This is a genomic window from Lysobacter sp. A421, from assembly GCF_054052145.1.
The window spans coordinates 569060-585549 of sequence record NZ_JBSVRL010000002.1 but is presented as its reverse complement, the minus strand read 5'-3'; the positions used below and the strand labels follow the sequence as shown (position 1 = coordinate 585549).

The following is a 16490-nucleotide window of genomic DNA, read 5'->3' as shown; positions in this document are numbered from 1 at the left end:
TCGACCCATGCGCATGCGTTTGATGGCAACCCTGTCAGTGGCATTGCTTTCCGCGTGCCATCCCGCCGATGGCATCAGCACACCGACCGAGCCGCAGGGTGGGGACACGATGACGACGGCCGACGGCGACGCGCTTGCGGTCACCGCCATCGCGCACTTCAACGCCCCCTGGGCCATGACCTTCCTGCCCGACGGGAACCGGTTGCTGGTCACCGAGAAAGGCGGCGCGCTGAAGCTGGTGCAACTGGACAGCGGCGAGGTCGGCCAGATCAGCGGCGTACCCGACGTGGTCGACGAAGGCCAGGGCGGGCTGGGCGACGTGATTCTCGGACCCGATTTCCCCGACAACCAACAGGTCTATCTGAGTTATGCCGAGGCCGGCAAGGGCTATACCAGTGGCGCTGCGGTAGCCCGTGCGACGCTGGTGCTCGACCAGCAAGGTGGCGGCAAGCTGACCGGGCTGGAAGTGATCTGGCGCCAGGTGCCCAAGGTGCAGGGTCACGGTCATTACGGCCATCGGCTGGCGTTCGGGCCCGACGGCTATCTGTGGATCAGCTCGGGCGAGCGCCAGAAATTCGATCCGGCGCAGAACCTGCAATCCAATCTCGGCAAGATCGTCCGTCTCAACGCCGACGGCAGCACCCCGAAAGACAACCCGTTCGCCGACCAGGGCGATGTCGCAGCGCAGGTCTGGTCCCTCGGCCACCGCAACCCACTCGGCATCGCCTTTGATGCGAAGGGCGAGTTGTGGAACATCGAGATGGGCCCGCGCGGCGGTGACGAGCTCAACCAGGTCGTGCGTGGCGGCAACTACGGCTATCCGATCGTCTCCAATGGCGATCACTACGACGGCCGGCCGATCCCCGACCACGACACCCAGCCCGAGTACAACGCACCGCAGACCAGTTGGACCCCGGTCATTTCACCGGGGAGCCTGGTCATCTATTCCGGCGACGCGTTTCCGCAGTGGCAAGGCGACGCGTTCATCGCCGGTCTTTCGTCCGAGGCACTGATCCGGGTCGAGTTGACGCCCGGCGATGTGCACGAGGCGGAGCGGTTCGACATGGGCAAACGCATCCGCGAAGTCGAGCAAGGCCCGGCGGGCAACCTGTGGCTGCTGGAGGATGGCCAGGACGGTCGACTGTTGCGCCTGAGCCCGGCCGTGACCGCTACGGAAACGGCGACTTCGGAGGTCCCGACGTCTTAGCGCGGCAGGCCGGTTGGCGTGGACAGCACCGGCGTGTCCATCAGTTGCAACTGCAGGTCGTACAGGATTTCGGCATCGCCCGGCAGCCACTCGGTGCCGTCGTTGGCACGGAAGTGGCGGTGGAAGGCAGCCAGTGCGGCCGACCGGTCCCGCAGGTCGTAACCCACCAGGCGCAATGCGGCCCATGGATCAAATCCCGGGGGCGGCGCGGCAAGCCGGTCCCGGGGCCACAAGCCAAAGCCTGATTCCGCCAGGCGTTGCCAGGGGAAGAGCCCGCTGGGATCGTCTTTTTTGGTGGGCGCGACGTCGCCATGACCCACCACCAGGTGGCGCTGGATCCCCAGCCGCGTGGTGAGATCCTCCAGCAACACCAGCAATGCATCGATCTGCGACGTGCTGAAAGGCTCATGACCGTTGTTGTCCAGCTCGATGCCGATCGAATAGGAGTTGAGGTCGCTGATCCCGGACCAGCGACTGCCGCCCGCGTGCCAGGCCCGTTGGTCCTCGGCGACCAGCTGGTAGATCCGCCCGTCGTCGCCAATCACATAGTGCGAACTCACCGGGCCACCGGAATTGGCCGTCTGCAACGTCGTTATCGCGCCCCGGGCGCTGTCCATCGCCGTGTGATGCAGCACGATCACCCGGGCCCGGCGTGGCTCGTGGTTCGGCGAGCCCTCCCATTGCGCGAGCGGATTGTGGCTGGGCACGCTGGCACAAGCGCCCAGAAACCCAAGCAGCGCTGCGGCAATGACGATCCGACAAGTCTTCATGAATACCTGCATGGAACTACGGTAAGCCAAACCGGCCGTCGCGACGAGTGACACGCTGCATGGACGCTAGCAGCGCGTTCATGCACTCTTGGGCATCGCCAACCGATGTGGAGAGCGTTTTGCAAAGCACGCCATCAAACCGCTCCACCGCCATACCGCCCGGTCCGGGCGAGCAACCCGAATTGCTGCGCGCCGTAGGCCGCTGGCAGCTGTTCGGGCTGTCGGTCAACGACGTGATCGGCAGCGGCATCTACCTGCTGCCCGCCGCCGCAGCCCTGCTGCTCGGGCCGGCCAGTCTCTGGGCGATCCTGCTGGCCGGGCTGGCAGTGTCGCTGCTGGTGCTTTGCTACGCGCAGGCCTCCAGCTACTTTGACCAGCCCGGCGGCGGCTATCTGTACGCACGTGAAGCGTTCGGACCGTTCGTTGGCTTCGAGATCGGCTGGATGCTGGTGCTGACCCGCATTGCCAGCGCCGCCGCACTCAGCAATGGCCTGGCCGAGGCGGTCACCCACTTCTGGCCCGCCGCGGCAAGTGGTTCGACGCGGATCGGGATCGTGGTCGGCTCCTTGGTGTTCCTGGTGGTCGTCAACGTGGTGGGCGTGCGCACCGCCGCGCGCACCGGGGTGCTGCTGGCGATTGCCAAGCTGCTGCCGCTGCTGATGTTCGTGGCGATCGGTGCGTTCTACGTCGACACCTCGCTGGCCTCGCCAATGGCCGGCCCGATTCCCTTGGCCGACCTGGGCGAGGCCGCACTGCTGCTGCTGTTTGCCTACGCCGGGTTCGAGAACCTGCCTGCGGCCGCTGGCGAGTACCGCAACCCCCGCCGCGACGTGCCATTTGCGCTGCTGGCGATGATCGTCACCGTCACCCTGGTGTATGTCGCGGTGCAGTGGGTCGCGCTGGGCACCCTGCCGGGGCTGGGCGAATCCACGGCCCCGTTGGCCGATGCAGCGGCGCGCTTCGGCGGCGAGCGTCTGGCGTGGCTGCTGACCATCGGCGCGGCGATCTCCATCCTGGGCACCAACAGCAACACGATCATGTTTGGTCCGCGCTACCTGCTGGCACTGGCCGATGACGGCTATGGCCCGAAGGCACTGGGCAGGATCCACCCGCGGTTCCGCACTCCGGCCAACGCTGTGGTGGCGATCGGCGTGGTGTCGCTGGTGCTGGCACTGACCGGCTCGTTCGTGGAGTTGGCACTGCTGTCGGTGGTGGCCCGTCTGGTCACCTACATCGGCACCGCGCTGTCGGTGATCGTGTTGCGCCGCCGTCATGGCAACGAGCCGCAGGCCATGCGATTGCCGGGCGGCGTGTTGATCCCGGTGGCGGCGACGGCACTGTCGGTGGCGTTGCTGGCCAGTGCCAAGCTGGAAAACCTGATCGCCGGCGCCATCGCGATACTGATCGGCGCGGTGATCTATCACTTCCGCCGCAAGCCGGCGCCATAGAGCAGGCGCACCGATCCACCCGCTGCAGCCGGCTTGTCACGGCTGCAGCCAGACCTCGACGGCGTGGGTTTCGCGATCATCGCGCAGTTCGATTACCAACTGGTCCTGTGTCACGCCGTCGACCGTCATCCGCGACGGCTCGCCGGCTTCGGCGCGTCGCACGGTGATCGGGTAGCTGGTCTCGCCGAATCGATAGCGCAACGTGAATTCCGGCCAATCCGATGGCATGCGGGGCTCGATGTGTAACTGCCGCCCTTCCCTGCGTACGCCGAGCAACGACTCCACCATCAACCGGTACATCCAGCCGGCCGAGCCGGTGTACCAGGTCCAGCCGCCACGGCCGACATGCGGGGCGACCGCATACACGTCCGCGGCCATGACGTAGGGCTCCACCTTGTAGACCGCCACATCTTCGGCGGTGCCGGTGTGGCTGAGCGGGCTGATCATCCGCATCAGCTCCCATGCCCGCTGGGTGTCATCCATCTGCGCAAACGCCATCGCCGCCCACACGGCGGAGTGGGTGTATTGGCCGCCGTTTTCACGCACCCCGGGCACATAGCCACGGATGTAGCCGGGATCCTGCACGGTCTTGTCGAACGGTGGATCCAGCAGCTGGATCAGGCCGGCATCGCGACGCACCAGGTAGCGGTCCAGCGAGGCCATGGCTCGACGCGTGCGCTCCGGGTCGCCCGCGCCCGACAGGACCGCCCAGCTTTGCGATATCGAATCGATCCGGCACTCGTCGCTGCTCGCCGAACCCAGCGGCACGCCGTTGTCGAACCATGCGCGCCGGTACCAGTCGCCATCCCAGGCGTGCTTCTCCAGGTTCTCGCGTAACTGCTCCGCGGCCGCGGCGCAGTCGCGGGCGAAACCATCGTCGCGGCGCCCGGCCGCCAGGGCACCAAACTGGACCAGCACGTGGTGCAGGAAGAAGCCCAGCCAAACACTCTCGCCGCGACCGCGCTCGCCCACCCGGTTCATGCCGTCGTTCCAGTCGCCGGTCGCCATCAGCGGCAACCCGCGCTCGCCGGTCAGCTCCAGCCCGCGTTTGATCGCGCGCACGCAATGCCGGTACAGGTCCTGTCGCAACGCCGAGCGCAGCGGCAGGTCGTAGTAGGACTCCTCGTCGATGCCGACCGGGCGGCCCTCGATGTAGGGCACGACCTCGTCGAGTACGTCGGCATCGCCGGTCGCTTCCACGTAGCGGCACACCGCCAACGGCAGCCACAGGTAATCATCCGAGCATCGCGTGCGCACGCCGCGGTCCAGCGGCGGATGCCACCAGTGCAGCACGTCGCCATCGGGAAACTGGTGGGCCGCGCTGCGCAGCAGGTGGCCACGGGCCAGTTCCGGCTCGGCATGCACCATCGCCATGGAATCCTGCAACTGGTCACGGAAACCGAAGGCGCCGCCGGACTGGTAGTAGCCACTGCGCGCCATGAACCGGCAGCCGATGGTCTGGTACAGCAGCCAGCCGTTGGCGAGGACATCGAAGGCCGGGTCCGGCGTCTGCACCTGGATCGTGCCCAGGGTCCGGTTCCAGTACATCCGCACCGCATCCAGTGCATCGTGTGCCGGGTCCGTGCCGCGGGTGCGGGTTGCCAACGCCACCGCAGCGCCCCAACCACTTCCCATGCCCAGCCGGAATACCGTTTCACTGGCTTCGCCGGCGTCCAGCTCAAGGACCACCTGGATCGCCGCGCACGGGTCCAGTCCCGCGCCCAACCGGCCTGACAACCGCTCGCGCTGCAGTGCGGCGGGGCGTTGCAGGGTGCCATTGCGACCCAGGAACTCCAGACGGTCGCCGGTAATGGTCCGCTCGCCGGCCACCGGATCAACATCAAAGAACGCCACCCGGCCTTCGAATTCCGTGTTGTAGGGATTGCGCGCCGTCAGCACCCCGGTATCGCCATCCACCTCGGTCACCACGTGCATCTGGGTCTTGGCGTGGAGGTCGCCGAGGATCCATTCGACGTAGCCGGTAGCGCTCAGCCGGCGTGGCCGGCCGGAGCGGTTGGCGACCCTGAGCACGCTGTACTTGACCGCCTCGTGCAGGTCGACATAGATCCACAGCTCACTGGCGATGCCATCGTTGACGTGCTCGTACACGCTGTAGCCAAAGCCGTGCCGGGTCCGGTACTGGCCGCTGCCGCGACAAGGCAACGGCATCGGGGACCAGACCCGGCCGGTGTCTTCGTCGCGCAGGTAGAACGCCTCGCCCGCAGCGTCGGTGACCGGGTCGTTGTGCCACGGTGTCAGCCGGAACTCGTGCGCGTTCTCGCTCCAGGTGTAGCCCGGAGAACTCTCGCTCACCACGCAACCGAAGTGGGCATTGGCAAGCACGTTCGACCAGGGCGCCGTGGTCGTCTGACCGGGAGCCAGGTCGATGATGTACTCGCTCCCGTCCGGCGAGAAGCCGCCGATGCCATTGTCGAGGATCCGGGTCGACGCCCCGACGTCGAATGGCCAGGGGTCATCGGCCGGTCCGGCTGTCGGGTCGATACCGCCGTCCTCGCCGGGTGGCCAGGCATTTTCGGCGTCCACCAGCTCGTACTGGATCGGTGCCGGCACCAGCAACGGTATCGACGGCACCGGACTCGGACGCCGACCCAGTTGCTCCGACAGACTGCCGCGCGCATCACTGAGGATGACCCGTGCGACGGACTGGAGCAGGATCCGGTCCTCCTGCGATATCTGGTGGGTGGGCCGCACGAAGATGCCGCCCGGGCGATCAATCACGTGCGCCTCCACCCCCGCCGCGACCAGACCCAGGATCTGGTCCTGCAGTTGCTGGCGATAGCCGGCCTGGTCCTCGTTCCAGATCACCAGGTCGACGGCAAGCCCCTTCAAGCGCCAGTACGCATGCGCGTGGACCAACTGGCGGACCAACTCGATGTTGGCCGCCTCGGCGATCTGCAGCAGCACCACCGGGTAGTCGCCGGAGATCGATTGCCCCCACAGCCCGGACTGGCCACGACGGTTCTGCAGCAACACCGCCTGGCCTGCCCGCAGGATCGGGTTCGCATACAGCACCAGACCCGCCAACCGCTCGTACAGTTGGGCATCGGCCTGGCTGGCATTGATCTGGTTGCGGACCACCTGACTGTGGGTCCAGGCGAGGTCGAACACGCGGTCCGCCAGACGCCGGTCGCGGTATTTGCCCACCAGAGCCGCGCAACTCGAGCGCGTGGTCGCCACCCCGGAGACCATATCGATGCTGGCAGTCTGCCCCGGCGCGAGGGTCAACCGGCAGCGGATGGCAACGATCGGATCCAGCACCGAGCCGTCACTGCCCGACAATTCGTCGTGCGCGGTCATCGCCGCCGGAGACTGCAGGCAGTTGCCACGGCCGACGAACTTCGCCCGATCGGTCTCATAGGAAATCGCGTCGATATCGGCATCGTGGACGGCCAGCAGATGGAACATCCACGGTGGGACTTCGTCGTGGGCGCGCGGGCGCCGGGTGCAGACAATGGCCTGCTTTTCGGGCACCAGCTCGGTCTGCACGAACAGGTTGCTGAAGGCGGGGTGCAGCTCGTCGGAAATCGCCGGCGCCAGCACCACTTCGGCGTAGCTGGTGATCTCGACACTGCGGGCCACGCCGGCCCGGTTGGTGATCCGCAAGCGGCGCAACTCGATATCGTCTTCGGGCGAGACGGTGATCTGGGTATGCATCTCGAAGTCGCGCATGCGGCCGCGGTACTCGGCCTTGGCGTCCGAGAAAATCGCCTCGTAACCCTCCACCGGTACCCGACTGGGCTGGAAGGCGGTCGACCAGAAGTGACCATCGGCCACGTCGCGCACGTAGCAAAAGCTGCCCCAGTGGTCGCGGGTGCCATCTTCGCGCCAACGCGTCACGGCCATCTCGCCGGCGCGGCTGTAGCCGCCACCCGCGCTGCTCAGCATCACGTGATAGCGCCCGTTGGACAGTATCTGCACCGCCGGACGCGGCACGTCTGGACTGCGGAACACCCGCAACCGGGTCTCATGGACCTCCGTGCGCAACCCGGCAGTGGCGACCTCGCCCGCGTGGGGATGGAGCATCCCGGTGCGCGGAATCCGCTCCTGCAGCAACAACAAGGTTGCCTGGAACTCCGGGTCGGCCATGAACCGCTTCTGCATCGGCTGCTCACACAGCAAGTACACCAGCGACAACAAGCCCATGCCCTGGTGGTGCGCCATGAACGACTGCACCACCGCATGGTCCTGCCCCGGCGGCAGGCGGGAGGCGGTGTAGTCGATGGCCTCGTAGAGCCCGAACCGGCCAGAAAACCCCTTGCGGGTCAGCCGCTGCAGGTTCTCGCAGGCCGCCTCGGGCGCAACCATCAACGCCATCATGCTGGCGTAGGGAGCGATGACCAGGTCCTGGGCGAGGCCGCGCTTCAGCCCCAGTCCCGGCACGCCAAAGGCGCGGTACTGGTAGTTCATGCGCACGTCGAACAGTTGGTAGCCCGACTCGGAGATACCCCAGGGGACATTGCGCTGGCGACCGTAGCCGATTTGCCGTTCCACGCAATTGCGCGCGGTCTGGTCAAGCAAGGTGCCGCGGTAGCTGGGCATCACCAGTTGCGGCATCAGGTACTCGAACATCGAGCCACTCCACGACAGCAAGGTCGGCTCGCCGTCGACCTCGGTCAGCAAACGCCCCAACGCGAACCACGATTCCTGTGGCAACTGTCCCTGGGCGATGGTGACGAAGTTGCCCAGGCGCGCCTCGGACGCAAGCAGGTCATAGAAGCCGATATCACGCCGATGCTCTTCGACGTTGTAGCCAATCGACAGCAGGCGCCGGGCCGGGTCGTACAGGAAGCCATACTCCTGCTGCGCGCATTGGCCGGCGACGTGGGCTAGCCGCTCCAGCTCGGTGATCCGCAACCTTGCCCTGTCCGCCGCCACCGGCAGGTCGCTGGCGGCCAGCTGGCGCAAGGTCGGGATCCCTTTCACCGCGGCGGCATCGCTTTGGTCGGTGCCTGCCGTTGCCGCCAGCCACGGCGCCAGCCAGACCAGGTCGTCGGACACCATCCGGCACTGGTCCATCAATGCCTGGACCCAGTCGCCGGACTCGCCAAACCCGGCGGCCTGGTCGCGCCGGATGTCATCGCCAAGCTGGTGCAAGCGATCAAACAACCGGGCCGCTTCGGCCAGCTCCACCGGCGGGGACACCAACGCGGACTGCAGCACGCGCTCGAGGTTGTTGACCGTCTCGCCGCCGGGGATGTCGCCCTCGGACTCGCGCAACACGTCCAGGGTATCGGCCAGTCCCTGCAATGCCATCGGCGACACCAGCGGCGCGTCCGCCAGCGCGAGCAAGCCCTGACGCAAGGTCAACAGGTGTCCGGCCAGGTTGCCGCTGTCTACGCTGGATACGTAGTGCGGCGGCAACGGCTGCAATGTCTGGGTGTCGTACCAGTTGTAGAAGTGCCCGCGGTAGCGCGGTATCGATTCCAGCGTGCCCAGGGTGTTGGCACTGCGATCCATCACCACCCCGACCGGCACATAACCAAGATCAAAGGCTCCCAGGTTGGCCAGCAGCGACAGGCCGATGTTGGTCGGCGAGGTCCGTCGCGCCACCAGCAACGAAGGATGCTCTTGCACGTTGTCCGGTGGCAGCCAGTGGTCGTCGGCGGTGACATGGGTGGAGAAGAACGCCCAGGTCCGCCGTGCCAGGCGGCGCAGGAAGCGCGTCTGCTCCTGCGACAACACGGCCACCTCGTCGCGTCGCGGCCGCCCCAGCCACCACATCAGCATCGGCGACAGCAACCACAAGCCCAGTACCAGCGATGCCACCGGCAAAGCCGCCGGTTGCAGCACCAGCACCGCCAGCGCAACGGCGACCGCGAACACCGGGGCGAACCACATCATGCGCACGGTGGTTACCCAGCCATCGCCCAGCGAGCGATCCACCTCGGCGGACGGACTCCATTGCAACAACCGGCGTCGCGACAACCCGGTGCGCCATAGCGTGCGGGCAATCGCATCCAGGCTGAAGAATGCCTCGTAGGGCAAGCAGGCCACTGTCAGTGGCGCATGGGCGAAGTTGCGCAAGCCATTGCCGGCCACGTGACGCAAGTGCGCAAACCACGGCAGGTCGGGCGCCCGGCTGGCCAGCTCGATAAGCGAGGCCAGCAGCGGCGGCACCACGACGATCAGCAACACCCACAATGTCCACGCCACCGCGTTGGGTCCCAACAGCCAACCCAGTACCAGCAACGCCGTCATCGCCGCTGGCACCAGGCTGCGTCGCAGGTTGTCGACCAGTTTTCCGCGCGACAGCATCGACAGCGGATTGCGCCCGATGCGCCCGTCACCCCGACGCATCCAGGGACAGATCCAGGGCAGCAGCTGCCAGTCGCCGCGGATCCAGCGATGCCGCCGCTTCACATCGGCCGCATAGCGCGCGGGATAGTCCTCGTAAAGCTGCACATCGCTGACCAGGCCGGCACGCGAGTAACAGCCCTCCAGCAGGTCATGACTCAGGACCCGGTTGTCCGGGATCCGGCCGGCCAGCGCCGTATCGAACGCGTCGATGTCGTAGATGCCCTTGCCGACAAACGAGCCTTCACTGAAAAGATCCTGGTAGACGTCCGACACCGCCCGCGTATACGGATCGATGCCCGGCTCGCTGCCAAACAATCGCGCGTACCAGGACCGCGCCTGCCCACTCATGCTGATGCCCACGCGTGGCTGCAGGATGCCGTAGCCGCGGGTCACCACGCCGCGCTTGCCGTCGAACTGGGCGCGGTTGAGCGGGTGGGCCAGGGTCCCGACCAGCTTGCGCGCGGCGTCACGCGGCAAGCCGGTGTCGGTGTCCAGGGTAATCACGTAGCGCACGTTGCCCAACGCCGCGGTGTTGCCCACCACGCTGATGAAGCACTCGCGCGCGCCGCCGCGCAGGTAGGCATTCAGGGCCGCCAGCTTGCCGCGCTTGCGCTCATGGCCCATCCACCGACGTTCGCGCGGATTCCACTGCCGCGGCCGGTGGAACAGGAAGAAGATGTCGTCGTCACCATCGGCGTAACGCTCATTGAGCGATGCGATTTCATCGCGCGCGGCCTGCAGCAAGGCGGCGTCCTGTGGCAGCGTCTGCTGGTCGGCGTCGAAGAAGTCGGTCAACAACGCAAAGTGCAAATTGGGGTCGCGATTGGCGAGGAAACGCACTTCCAGTGCCTCGGCAAGATCCGCCAGCTGGGCCAGGTTGCCAAACATCGTCGGCACCGCCACCAGGGTTCGTGCCGAAGTCGGAATGCCCCGCGAGTAATCCAGCCGCGGCAGCATGGTCGGGGTCGCCAGCAAGGTGGAGGCCCAGTTGACCAGGGCGACGCCCAGCTCGCTGAAGGCAATCACGCACAACACACCGACCAGCCACGCAAAGCCGATGCCCGGCAATGCCGACTGCGCCTCCAGCACCAGCCCGTTGGTGAAGAATGCAACGATCAGAGCAATCGGCAAGGTGTACGCCAACAGCGGTACCCGGCGGGCCGTCTTGCGCATCGAACCGCGCACGCCGTAGCGAGCAGACAGCGCCGCCTCCAGTGACGGACGCCCGTCATCGACCAGGTAATAGCCGACATGGGCCTGGATGTCGTCGGCATCGGTTTGTGCCGCCTGGGCGCGGGCAAGTTGCAACGCTTTTTGGGCCACGTCGATCTCATCCAGCCCGCCGCGTCGCGCGATCTGCTCGGTGATGTGCCGATAGCGGTCGCGGGTGGCAAAGTCCATCAGCCCATAGGTGCCGTTGGGATCCTTGCGCAAGGTGCGCTCCACCACGCTCATCGTCTCGACGAACTCCTGCCAGTCCAGTCGTGACAGGAATCGCAGGCTGCCAATGGCGTTGCTCACCGACACCTGGTCGGCGGCCTGGTTCTGGTTCTCCACCTGCACCATCTGCTCGATGGTCTGGTCACTGTCGGCCGCCCACTGCTCCACCCAGGTCAGTGCGAGTGCCAACGCGGAGCTGCGCCCCTGCAGACGACGGGCGAGCTCGGCCACGAAGGGCGTGGCCAGCGGCGGGTCGGAGCGCGCCATGTCGGCGATCACCAGCATCAGGCTCTTGGGATCGGACGCGGCGATCTCGGTCAGCCGGTCCGCCCACAGATCGGCGAGGTTACGGTCGCTACGGTCGGCCATGATGCCGGCGCTGACCCGCCGCAGGCTTTCAATCAGCGCCAGGCGCAGCATGATGGGGACTGCCCACAACTCGCCCAGCGTGAGCGGGGTTACCGACTGATAGGCCGCCACGAAACGGCTCAGGCTCTCCGCGTCGATCAGGCCGTCGCTGTGCGAGACCGCATTGAGCGCGATGTCGTACACGCGAGGCAGGCCGGCCGAGGCGCCACTGCCCAGTCGCGGCAATTCACGGCTGTAGCCCCGGGGCAGATGCCGTCGCGCCAACGCGATCTGTTCCTGGATCAGGTAGATGTTGTCGAGCAACCAGTCGCCGGCGGGCGTCAGCCGGCGGCTTGCCTGGGCCGCCTCGGTAAGCGTGTCGCAGGTACGCTCGAGTATCTGCTGGTTGGCGGTCAGCCGCTCCAGCAGCAAGTCGGCGTGGTGCTGCTCACTGAGCTGGTGGCTGGCCGCCAATTCGCGGCCATGACGCTCCATACGTTCGGCACTGAACAACTGCCCGCGCAGCGGTGGCTCGCCAGACGCAACCGGCGCGGCTCGGAAACGGCGCGTGATGACATCCAGCACGCCTCGTCCCTTGCTCGCCAACGGGCGTTGATCCGTCATTGACCTGCATGTCCCGGCAACCCGCGCCAATCACGCGTCCGGTCATGCTGGCACCAGCGGCACCAAGGCTTCGTGAAACGGGCAAGCCGTCATCCCTGTCTCCCGTCTTCCCCTGTCTCCCGTCTTCCCCTGTCTCCCGTCTTCCCCTCTCTCCCGTCATCCCCTCTCCCGTCATCCCCGCGAAAGCGGGGATCCAGCGACCTTGCTGTTCACGCGCCTGACGTCCTTGGGTTCCCGCCTTCGCGGGAACGACGACAGTTGCCTAGACATCCCCCTTCAGGGGCGCAGGGCTTCGCTCAGGATCGCCTTGAGCTGATCACACAAGCGGCCCTTTTTCATCGCGTCGGCTATTGGCTCAGCCGCACTTGGAGTAGCCGCAATTCAAGCAGGTCGCGCAGCCATCCATGATCACCACGGCCTTGGCGCTGCACTTGTGGCACATCGATGCGGTGGGCGGGAATGACACCCCGCCATCGCCGGTGACAGAGACGTCTTCGGCACGCGCCGGGGCGCTGATGCGCGGTTCGGGAAACAGCTCGCCGCTGTGGTCATCGCGTGCCGGGACGTCGTTGAGCGCGTCTGGTCCCGCGTTTGCGCTCAGGTCAGAGTTTTTTTTTGAGTCGAGCGCGGCGTAGGCGGCGCGCTTCTCGGCGATCATCGCGCGTTGCTCGTCACTCATTTCCGGGTCGTGCAGCAGGCCGATCGATTTCAGGTGTTCCTCGACGATGCAACCCAACTCGGCGACCAGTGATGGCATGTAGACGCCGCCGGCCTTGAAGTAGCCGCCCTTGGGATCGAACACCGCCTTCATCTCGTCGACCAGGAAGGTCACGTCGCCGCCCTTGCGGAACACCGCGGACATGATCCGGGTCAGCGCCACGATCCACTGGAAGTGGTCCATGTTCTTGGAGTTGATGAAGATCTCGAACGGGCGGCGTTGCTCGTGCTCGCTGCCGGCGTTGAGGACGATGTCGTTGATGGTCACGTACAACGCGTGCTCGAACAGCGGCGTCTTGAGCTTGTAGGTCGAGCCGATGAGGGTCTCGGGACGCTCGATCTTCTCGTGCATCTGGATGACATTGGTGCCTGGCTTTGCGGCGCTGGCCGCCTCGCGAGCGGCGGCATCGGACTTCACCACCTCCTGCGCCTTCTCATCGGCGGTGACGACGCTGTAACCGGTGATTTTATGTTCGATCTTCATGGCCATCGGCCAACTCCTGGTGCGTTGCTGCCTGATTCGGGTACATCCGGCCCGGCCTCCCGCGAGGAGAGACCGGGCGCGGCTTATCGTTTCTTTGCTGTGGTTCTGGGTGCTGCGGTCTTCTTGCTCGCGACGGCTTTGGTGGCTGGCGCTTTGCTGGCGACGACTTTCCTGGTTGTGGCTTTCTTCGCAGGCGCCTTCTTGGCGACGGACTTCTTGACGACAGCCTTCCTGGTCGCCGACTTCTTTGCGACCGGCTTGCTGGCCGACGATTTCTTTGCGACTGCCTTCTTGACGGTCGCCTTCTTGACGGCGGACTTCTTGACGACAGCCTTCTTGGCCACGGCCTTTTTTGCGACCGGTTTGCTGGTCGTCTTCGCGGTCGCCTTCTTCGCGGTTACCTTCCTGGCTGGCGCCTTTTTTGACGCTGCCTTCTTCGGGGCCGCTTTTTTACCCGCGGTGGACCTGCGTGCCAGCGCCTCCTTCTTTGCCTCGGCGCTGGCCTTGGCCAACTTCTTCTTGGTGTTGTCCACGCCACTGCTGGCGGCCTTGCGTACGCGGCTGGCGCTGCTACGGACCTTCGCCACGGCCGCCTCGGCCGTAGTGGCTACCGTGGCGGCAAGATTGCCGGCGGTTTCCCTTGCGGTGTCGGCTGCCTGGGAAAGGGTTTTCGTCACTCCATTACCGTTGCTCATGTGCCCTCCTGACGGGCGTCTTGCTGGCTTGTCGGGTAACCCAGTGGAACCTCGTGTTGCCACGCGATCGTATACCCGGGACGGGTGCAAGACACCATGAATTCGTGTCGCGTCCCGTCAACCAGCCAGCATCCCTAACAACCCGCTAGAACTTGCCGTAATACCCTTCCTTCAAGGCATCGAACAGGTTGGCGGCGGAGTGCATTTCGCCGTCGTATTCAATTTCCTGGTTGCCCTTGGCCTCCACCACGGTTCCGTCTTCCAGCTCGAAACGGTAGGTCGTGCTCTCCAGGTCGGCCTCCTTGACCAGCACACCCTGGAAGGCGGCCGGGTTGAAGCGGAACGTGGTGCAGCCCTTCAGGCCCTGCGCGTGGGCGTAGGTGTAGATCTCCTTGAAGTCCTCGTACGGATAATCGGTCGGGACGTTGGCGGTCTTGGAGATCGAGCTGTCGACCCACTTCTGCGCGGCGGCCTGGACGTCGACGTGCTGCTTGGGAGTGACGTCGTCGGCAGCGATGAAGTAGTCCGGCAGCCGCGTTTCCGGCTCGTCGGAGAACGGCATCGCGGCCGGGTTCACCAACGCGCGGTAGGCCAGCAGTTCGAACGAGAACACGTCGACCTTCTCCTTGGACTTCTTGCCCTCGCGGATCACGTTGCGGCTGTAGTGATGGGCGAAGCTGGGCTCGATGCCGTTGGAGGCGTTGTTGGCCAGCGACAGCGAGATGGTGCCGGTCGGGGCAATCGAGCTGTGATGGGTGAACCGCGAACCGACCTCGGCCAGCTCGGCCACCAGCTCCGGGGCGACTTCGGCGACGCGCTGCATGTAGCGGCTGTACTTGGCGTGCAGGACCTTGCCGGTGACTTGCTGGCCGATTTTCCAGCCGTCGCCCACCATTTCCGGACGCTTGCGCAACATCTCCGCGTCGACCTTGAAGGTCTCATCCATGATTGGCGCCGGACCCTTCTCCTTCGCCAGCTCCAGGCCCATCTCCCAACCAGCCACCGCCATCTCGCGGGCGATCTGCTCGGTGAATTCGCACGACTGCTGCGAGCCGTATTTCATCTGCAGCATGGTCACCGTCGAGCCCAGGCCAAGGAAGCCCATGCCGTGGCGGCGCTTGCGCAGGATCTCGTTGCGCTGCTGCTCCAGCGGCAGGCCATTGATCTCGACCACGTTGTCGAGCATGCGGGTGAACACGCGCACGACCTCCTTGTACTCGTCCCAGTCGAACACCGCCTGGTCGGTGAACGCGTTGCGCACGAACTTGGTCAGGTTGACCGAGCCCAGCAGGCAGGCACCGTAGGCGGGAAGTGGCTGCTCGCCGCAAGGATTGGTCGCGCGGATGTCCTCGCACCACCAGTTGTTGTTCATCTCGTTGACGCGGTCGATCAGGATGAAGCCCGGCTCGGCGTAGTCATAGGTGGACACCATGATCATGTCCCACAGATGGCGGGCCTTGATGTGGCCGTAGATCTTGCAGGCCACCAGACCGTCGTCGCGGACGACATAGTTGCGGTGGGTCGGCCACTCGCGCCACACCACCTGCGCGGCGTCGTCCAGGTCGACTTCGGTCTTTTCCTTGACATGGACGGGGAACACCAGCGGCCAGTCGGCGTCATCGGCCACCGCTTCCATGAAGCCATCTGTGATCAGCAGCGACAGATTGAACTGGCGCAGCCGACCGTCCTCGCGCTTGGCACGGATGAAGTCCTTCACGTCCGGGTGGGACACGTCGAAGGTGCCCATCTGCGCGCCGCGGCGACCGCCGGCGGACGAAACCGTGAAGCACATCTTGTCGTAGATATCCATGAACGACATCGGCCCCGACGTGTACGCACCGGCACCGGCAACGAACGCGCCACGCGGCCGCAGGGTCGAGAACTCGTATCCGATGCCGCAACCGGCTTTCAGGGTCAGTCCGGCCTCGTGGACCTTCTCCAGGATGCCGTCCATCGAGTCTTCGATCGTACCCGACACGGTGCAGTTGATCGTGCTGGTCGCCGGCTTGTGCTCAAGCGCGCCGGCATTGGAGGTGATGCGGCCAGCCGGGATCGCCCCGCGGCGCAGCGCCCAGGTGAACCGCTCGTTCCAGTAGTGCTGCAACTCGGCGGTCGGCTCGGTCCCGGCCAGGGCCTTGGCCACGCGCCGGTAGGTGGCGTCGATGTCGGCATCGACCGCCACGCCATCCTTGGTCATCAGCCGGTATTTCTTGTCCCAGATATCCAGGGACGCCGGCTGCATCGGAATGTCCTTTCTGGCCACGTCCCTGCCTGCCTGGTCGTTGTTGGGGGTATCGATATTCACTGCCTCGAGGCGCACCGTACTCATGCTTGCCTTGTCTCCTGGTGATGGTCGCCGTTGCGGGCGCTCGCACTTGCGATCGTGGGCCCGACAGGCAACGCCACCGAGCCCGCGGCAACCCTGCCAGCGGTGCATAT

Annotated in this window: 7 protein-coding genes; 2 read left to right on the top strand and 5 right to left on the bottom strand. The window is 65.7% G+C overall.

Features of this window, described 5'->3' with window-relative positions:
• Positions 1-7 precede the first annotated feature (7 nt).
• The gene (locus ACW7G6_RS08030; RefSeq protein WP_456997982.1) at positions 8-1207 is read left to right on the top strand and encodes a PQQ-dependent sugar dehydrogenase; all 1200 of its coding nucleotides are present in this window, start codon (positions 8-10) and stop codon (positions 1205-1207) included.
• Here ACW7G6_RS08030 and ACW7G6_RS08025 read toward each other — a convergent pair.
• Positions 1204-1977, bottom strand: a complete 774-nt coding sequence (locus ACW7G6_RS08025) for an N-acetylmuramoyl-L-alanine amidase (RefSeq protein ID WP_456997981.1) — start codon at positions 1975-1977, stop codon at positions 1204-1206. The two genes, ACW7G6_RS08030 and ACW7G6_RS08025, sit on opposite strands and share 4 nt — an antisense overlap.
• 80 nt (positions 1978-2057) lie before the next feature.
• Here ACW7G6_RS08025 and ACW7G6_RS08020 point away from each other — a divergent pair, with 80 nt between their 5' ends.
• Entirely contained in the window at positions 2058-3425 is a 1368-nt protein-coding gene (locus ACW7G6_RS08020) for an APC family permease (protein WP_456978181.1), read from the top strand.
• 36 nt (positions 3426-3461) lie between these two features.
• Here the strand turns inward: ACW7G6_RS08020 and ACW7G6_RS08015 are convergent, their stop codons facing one another.
• The 4 genes from ACW7G6_RS08015 to ACW7G6_RS08000 form a co-directional block, all read right to left on the bottom strand.
• On the bottom strand, positions 3462-12155 hold the full coding sequence (locus ACW7G6_RS08015) for a GH36-type glycosyl hydrolase domain-containing protein (RefSeq protein WP_456997980.1): 8694 nt from the start codon (positions 12153-12155) through the stop codon (positions 3462-3464).
• Between the two features lie 355 nt (positions 12156-12510).
• Positions 12511-13362: a TSCPD domain-containing protein gene (locus ACW7G6_RS08010; protein WP_456997979.1), complete on the bottom strand. Its 852-nt coding sequence runs from the start codon at positions 13360-13362 to the stop codon at positions 12511-12513.
• Positions 13363-13439: 77 nt separating this feature from the next.
• A complete protein-coding gene (locus tag ACW7G6_RS08005) occupies positions 13440-13889 on the bottom strand; it encodes a histone H1-like repetitive region-containing protein (RefSeq protein ID WP_456997978.1) in 450 nt (149 codons plus the stop codon).
• 307 nt (positions 13890-14196) lie between these two features.
• On the bottom strand, positions 14197-16380 hold the full coding sequence (locus ACW7G6_RS08000) for an adenosylcobalamin-dependent ribonucleoside-diphosphate reductase (protein ID WP_456978177.1): 2184 nt from the start codon (positions 16378-16380) through the stop codon (positions 14197-14199).
• Positions 16381-16490: the final 110 nt, after the last annotated feature.

What these genes read in the sequence shown, in the direction of transcription:
- ACW7G6_RS08030 (WP_456997982.1), top strand. Translation starts at nt 8, where the DNA reads ATGCGCATGCGTTTGATGGCAACCCTGTCAGTGGCATTGCTTTCCGCG.
- ACW7G6_RS08025 (WP_456997981.1), bottom strand. Translation starts at nt 1,977, where the DNA reads ATGAAGACTTGTCGGATCGTCATTGCCGCAGCGCTGCTTGGGTTTCTG.
- ACW7G6_RS08020 (WP_456978181.1), top strand. Translation starts at nt 2,058, where the DNA reads ATGCACTCTTGGGCATCGCCAACCGATGTGGAGAGCGTTTTGCAAAGC.
- ACW7G6_RS08015 (WP_456997980.1), bottom strand. Translation starts at nt 12,155, where the DNA reads ATGACGGATCAACGCCCGTTGGCGAGCAAGGGACGAGGCGTGCTGGAT.
- ACW7G6_RS08010 (WP_456997979.1), bottom strand. Translation starts at nt 13,362, where the DNA reads ATGGCCATGAAGATCGAACATAAAATCACCGGTTACAGCGTCGTCACC.
- ACW7G6_RS08000 (WP_456978177.1), bottom strand. Translation starts at nt 16,380, where the DNA reads ATGAGTACGGTGCGCCTCGAGGCAGTGAATATCGATACCCCCAACAAC.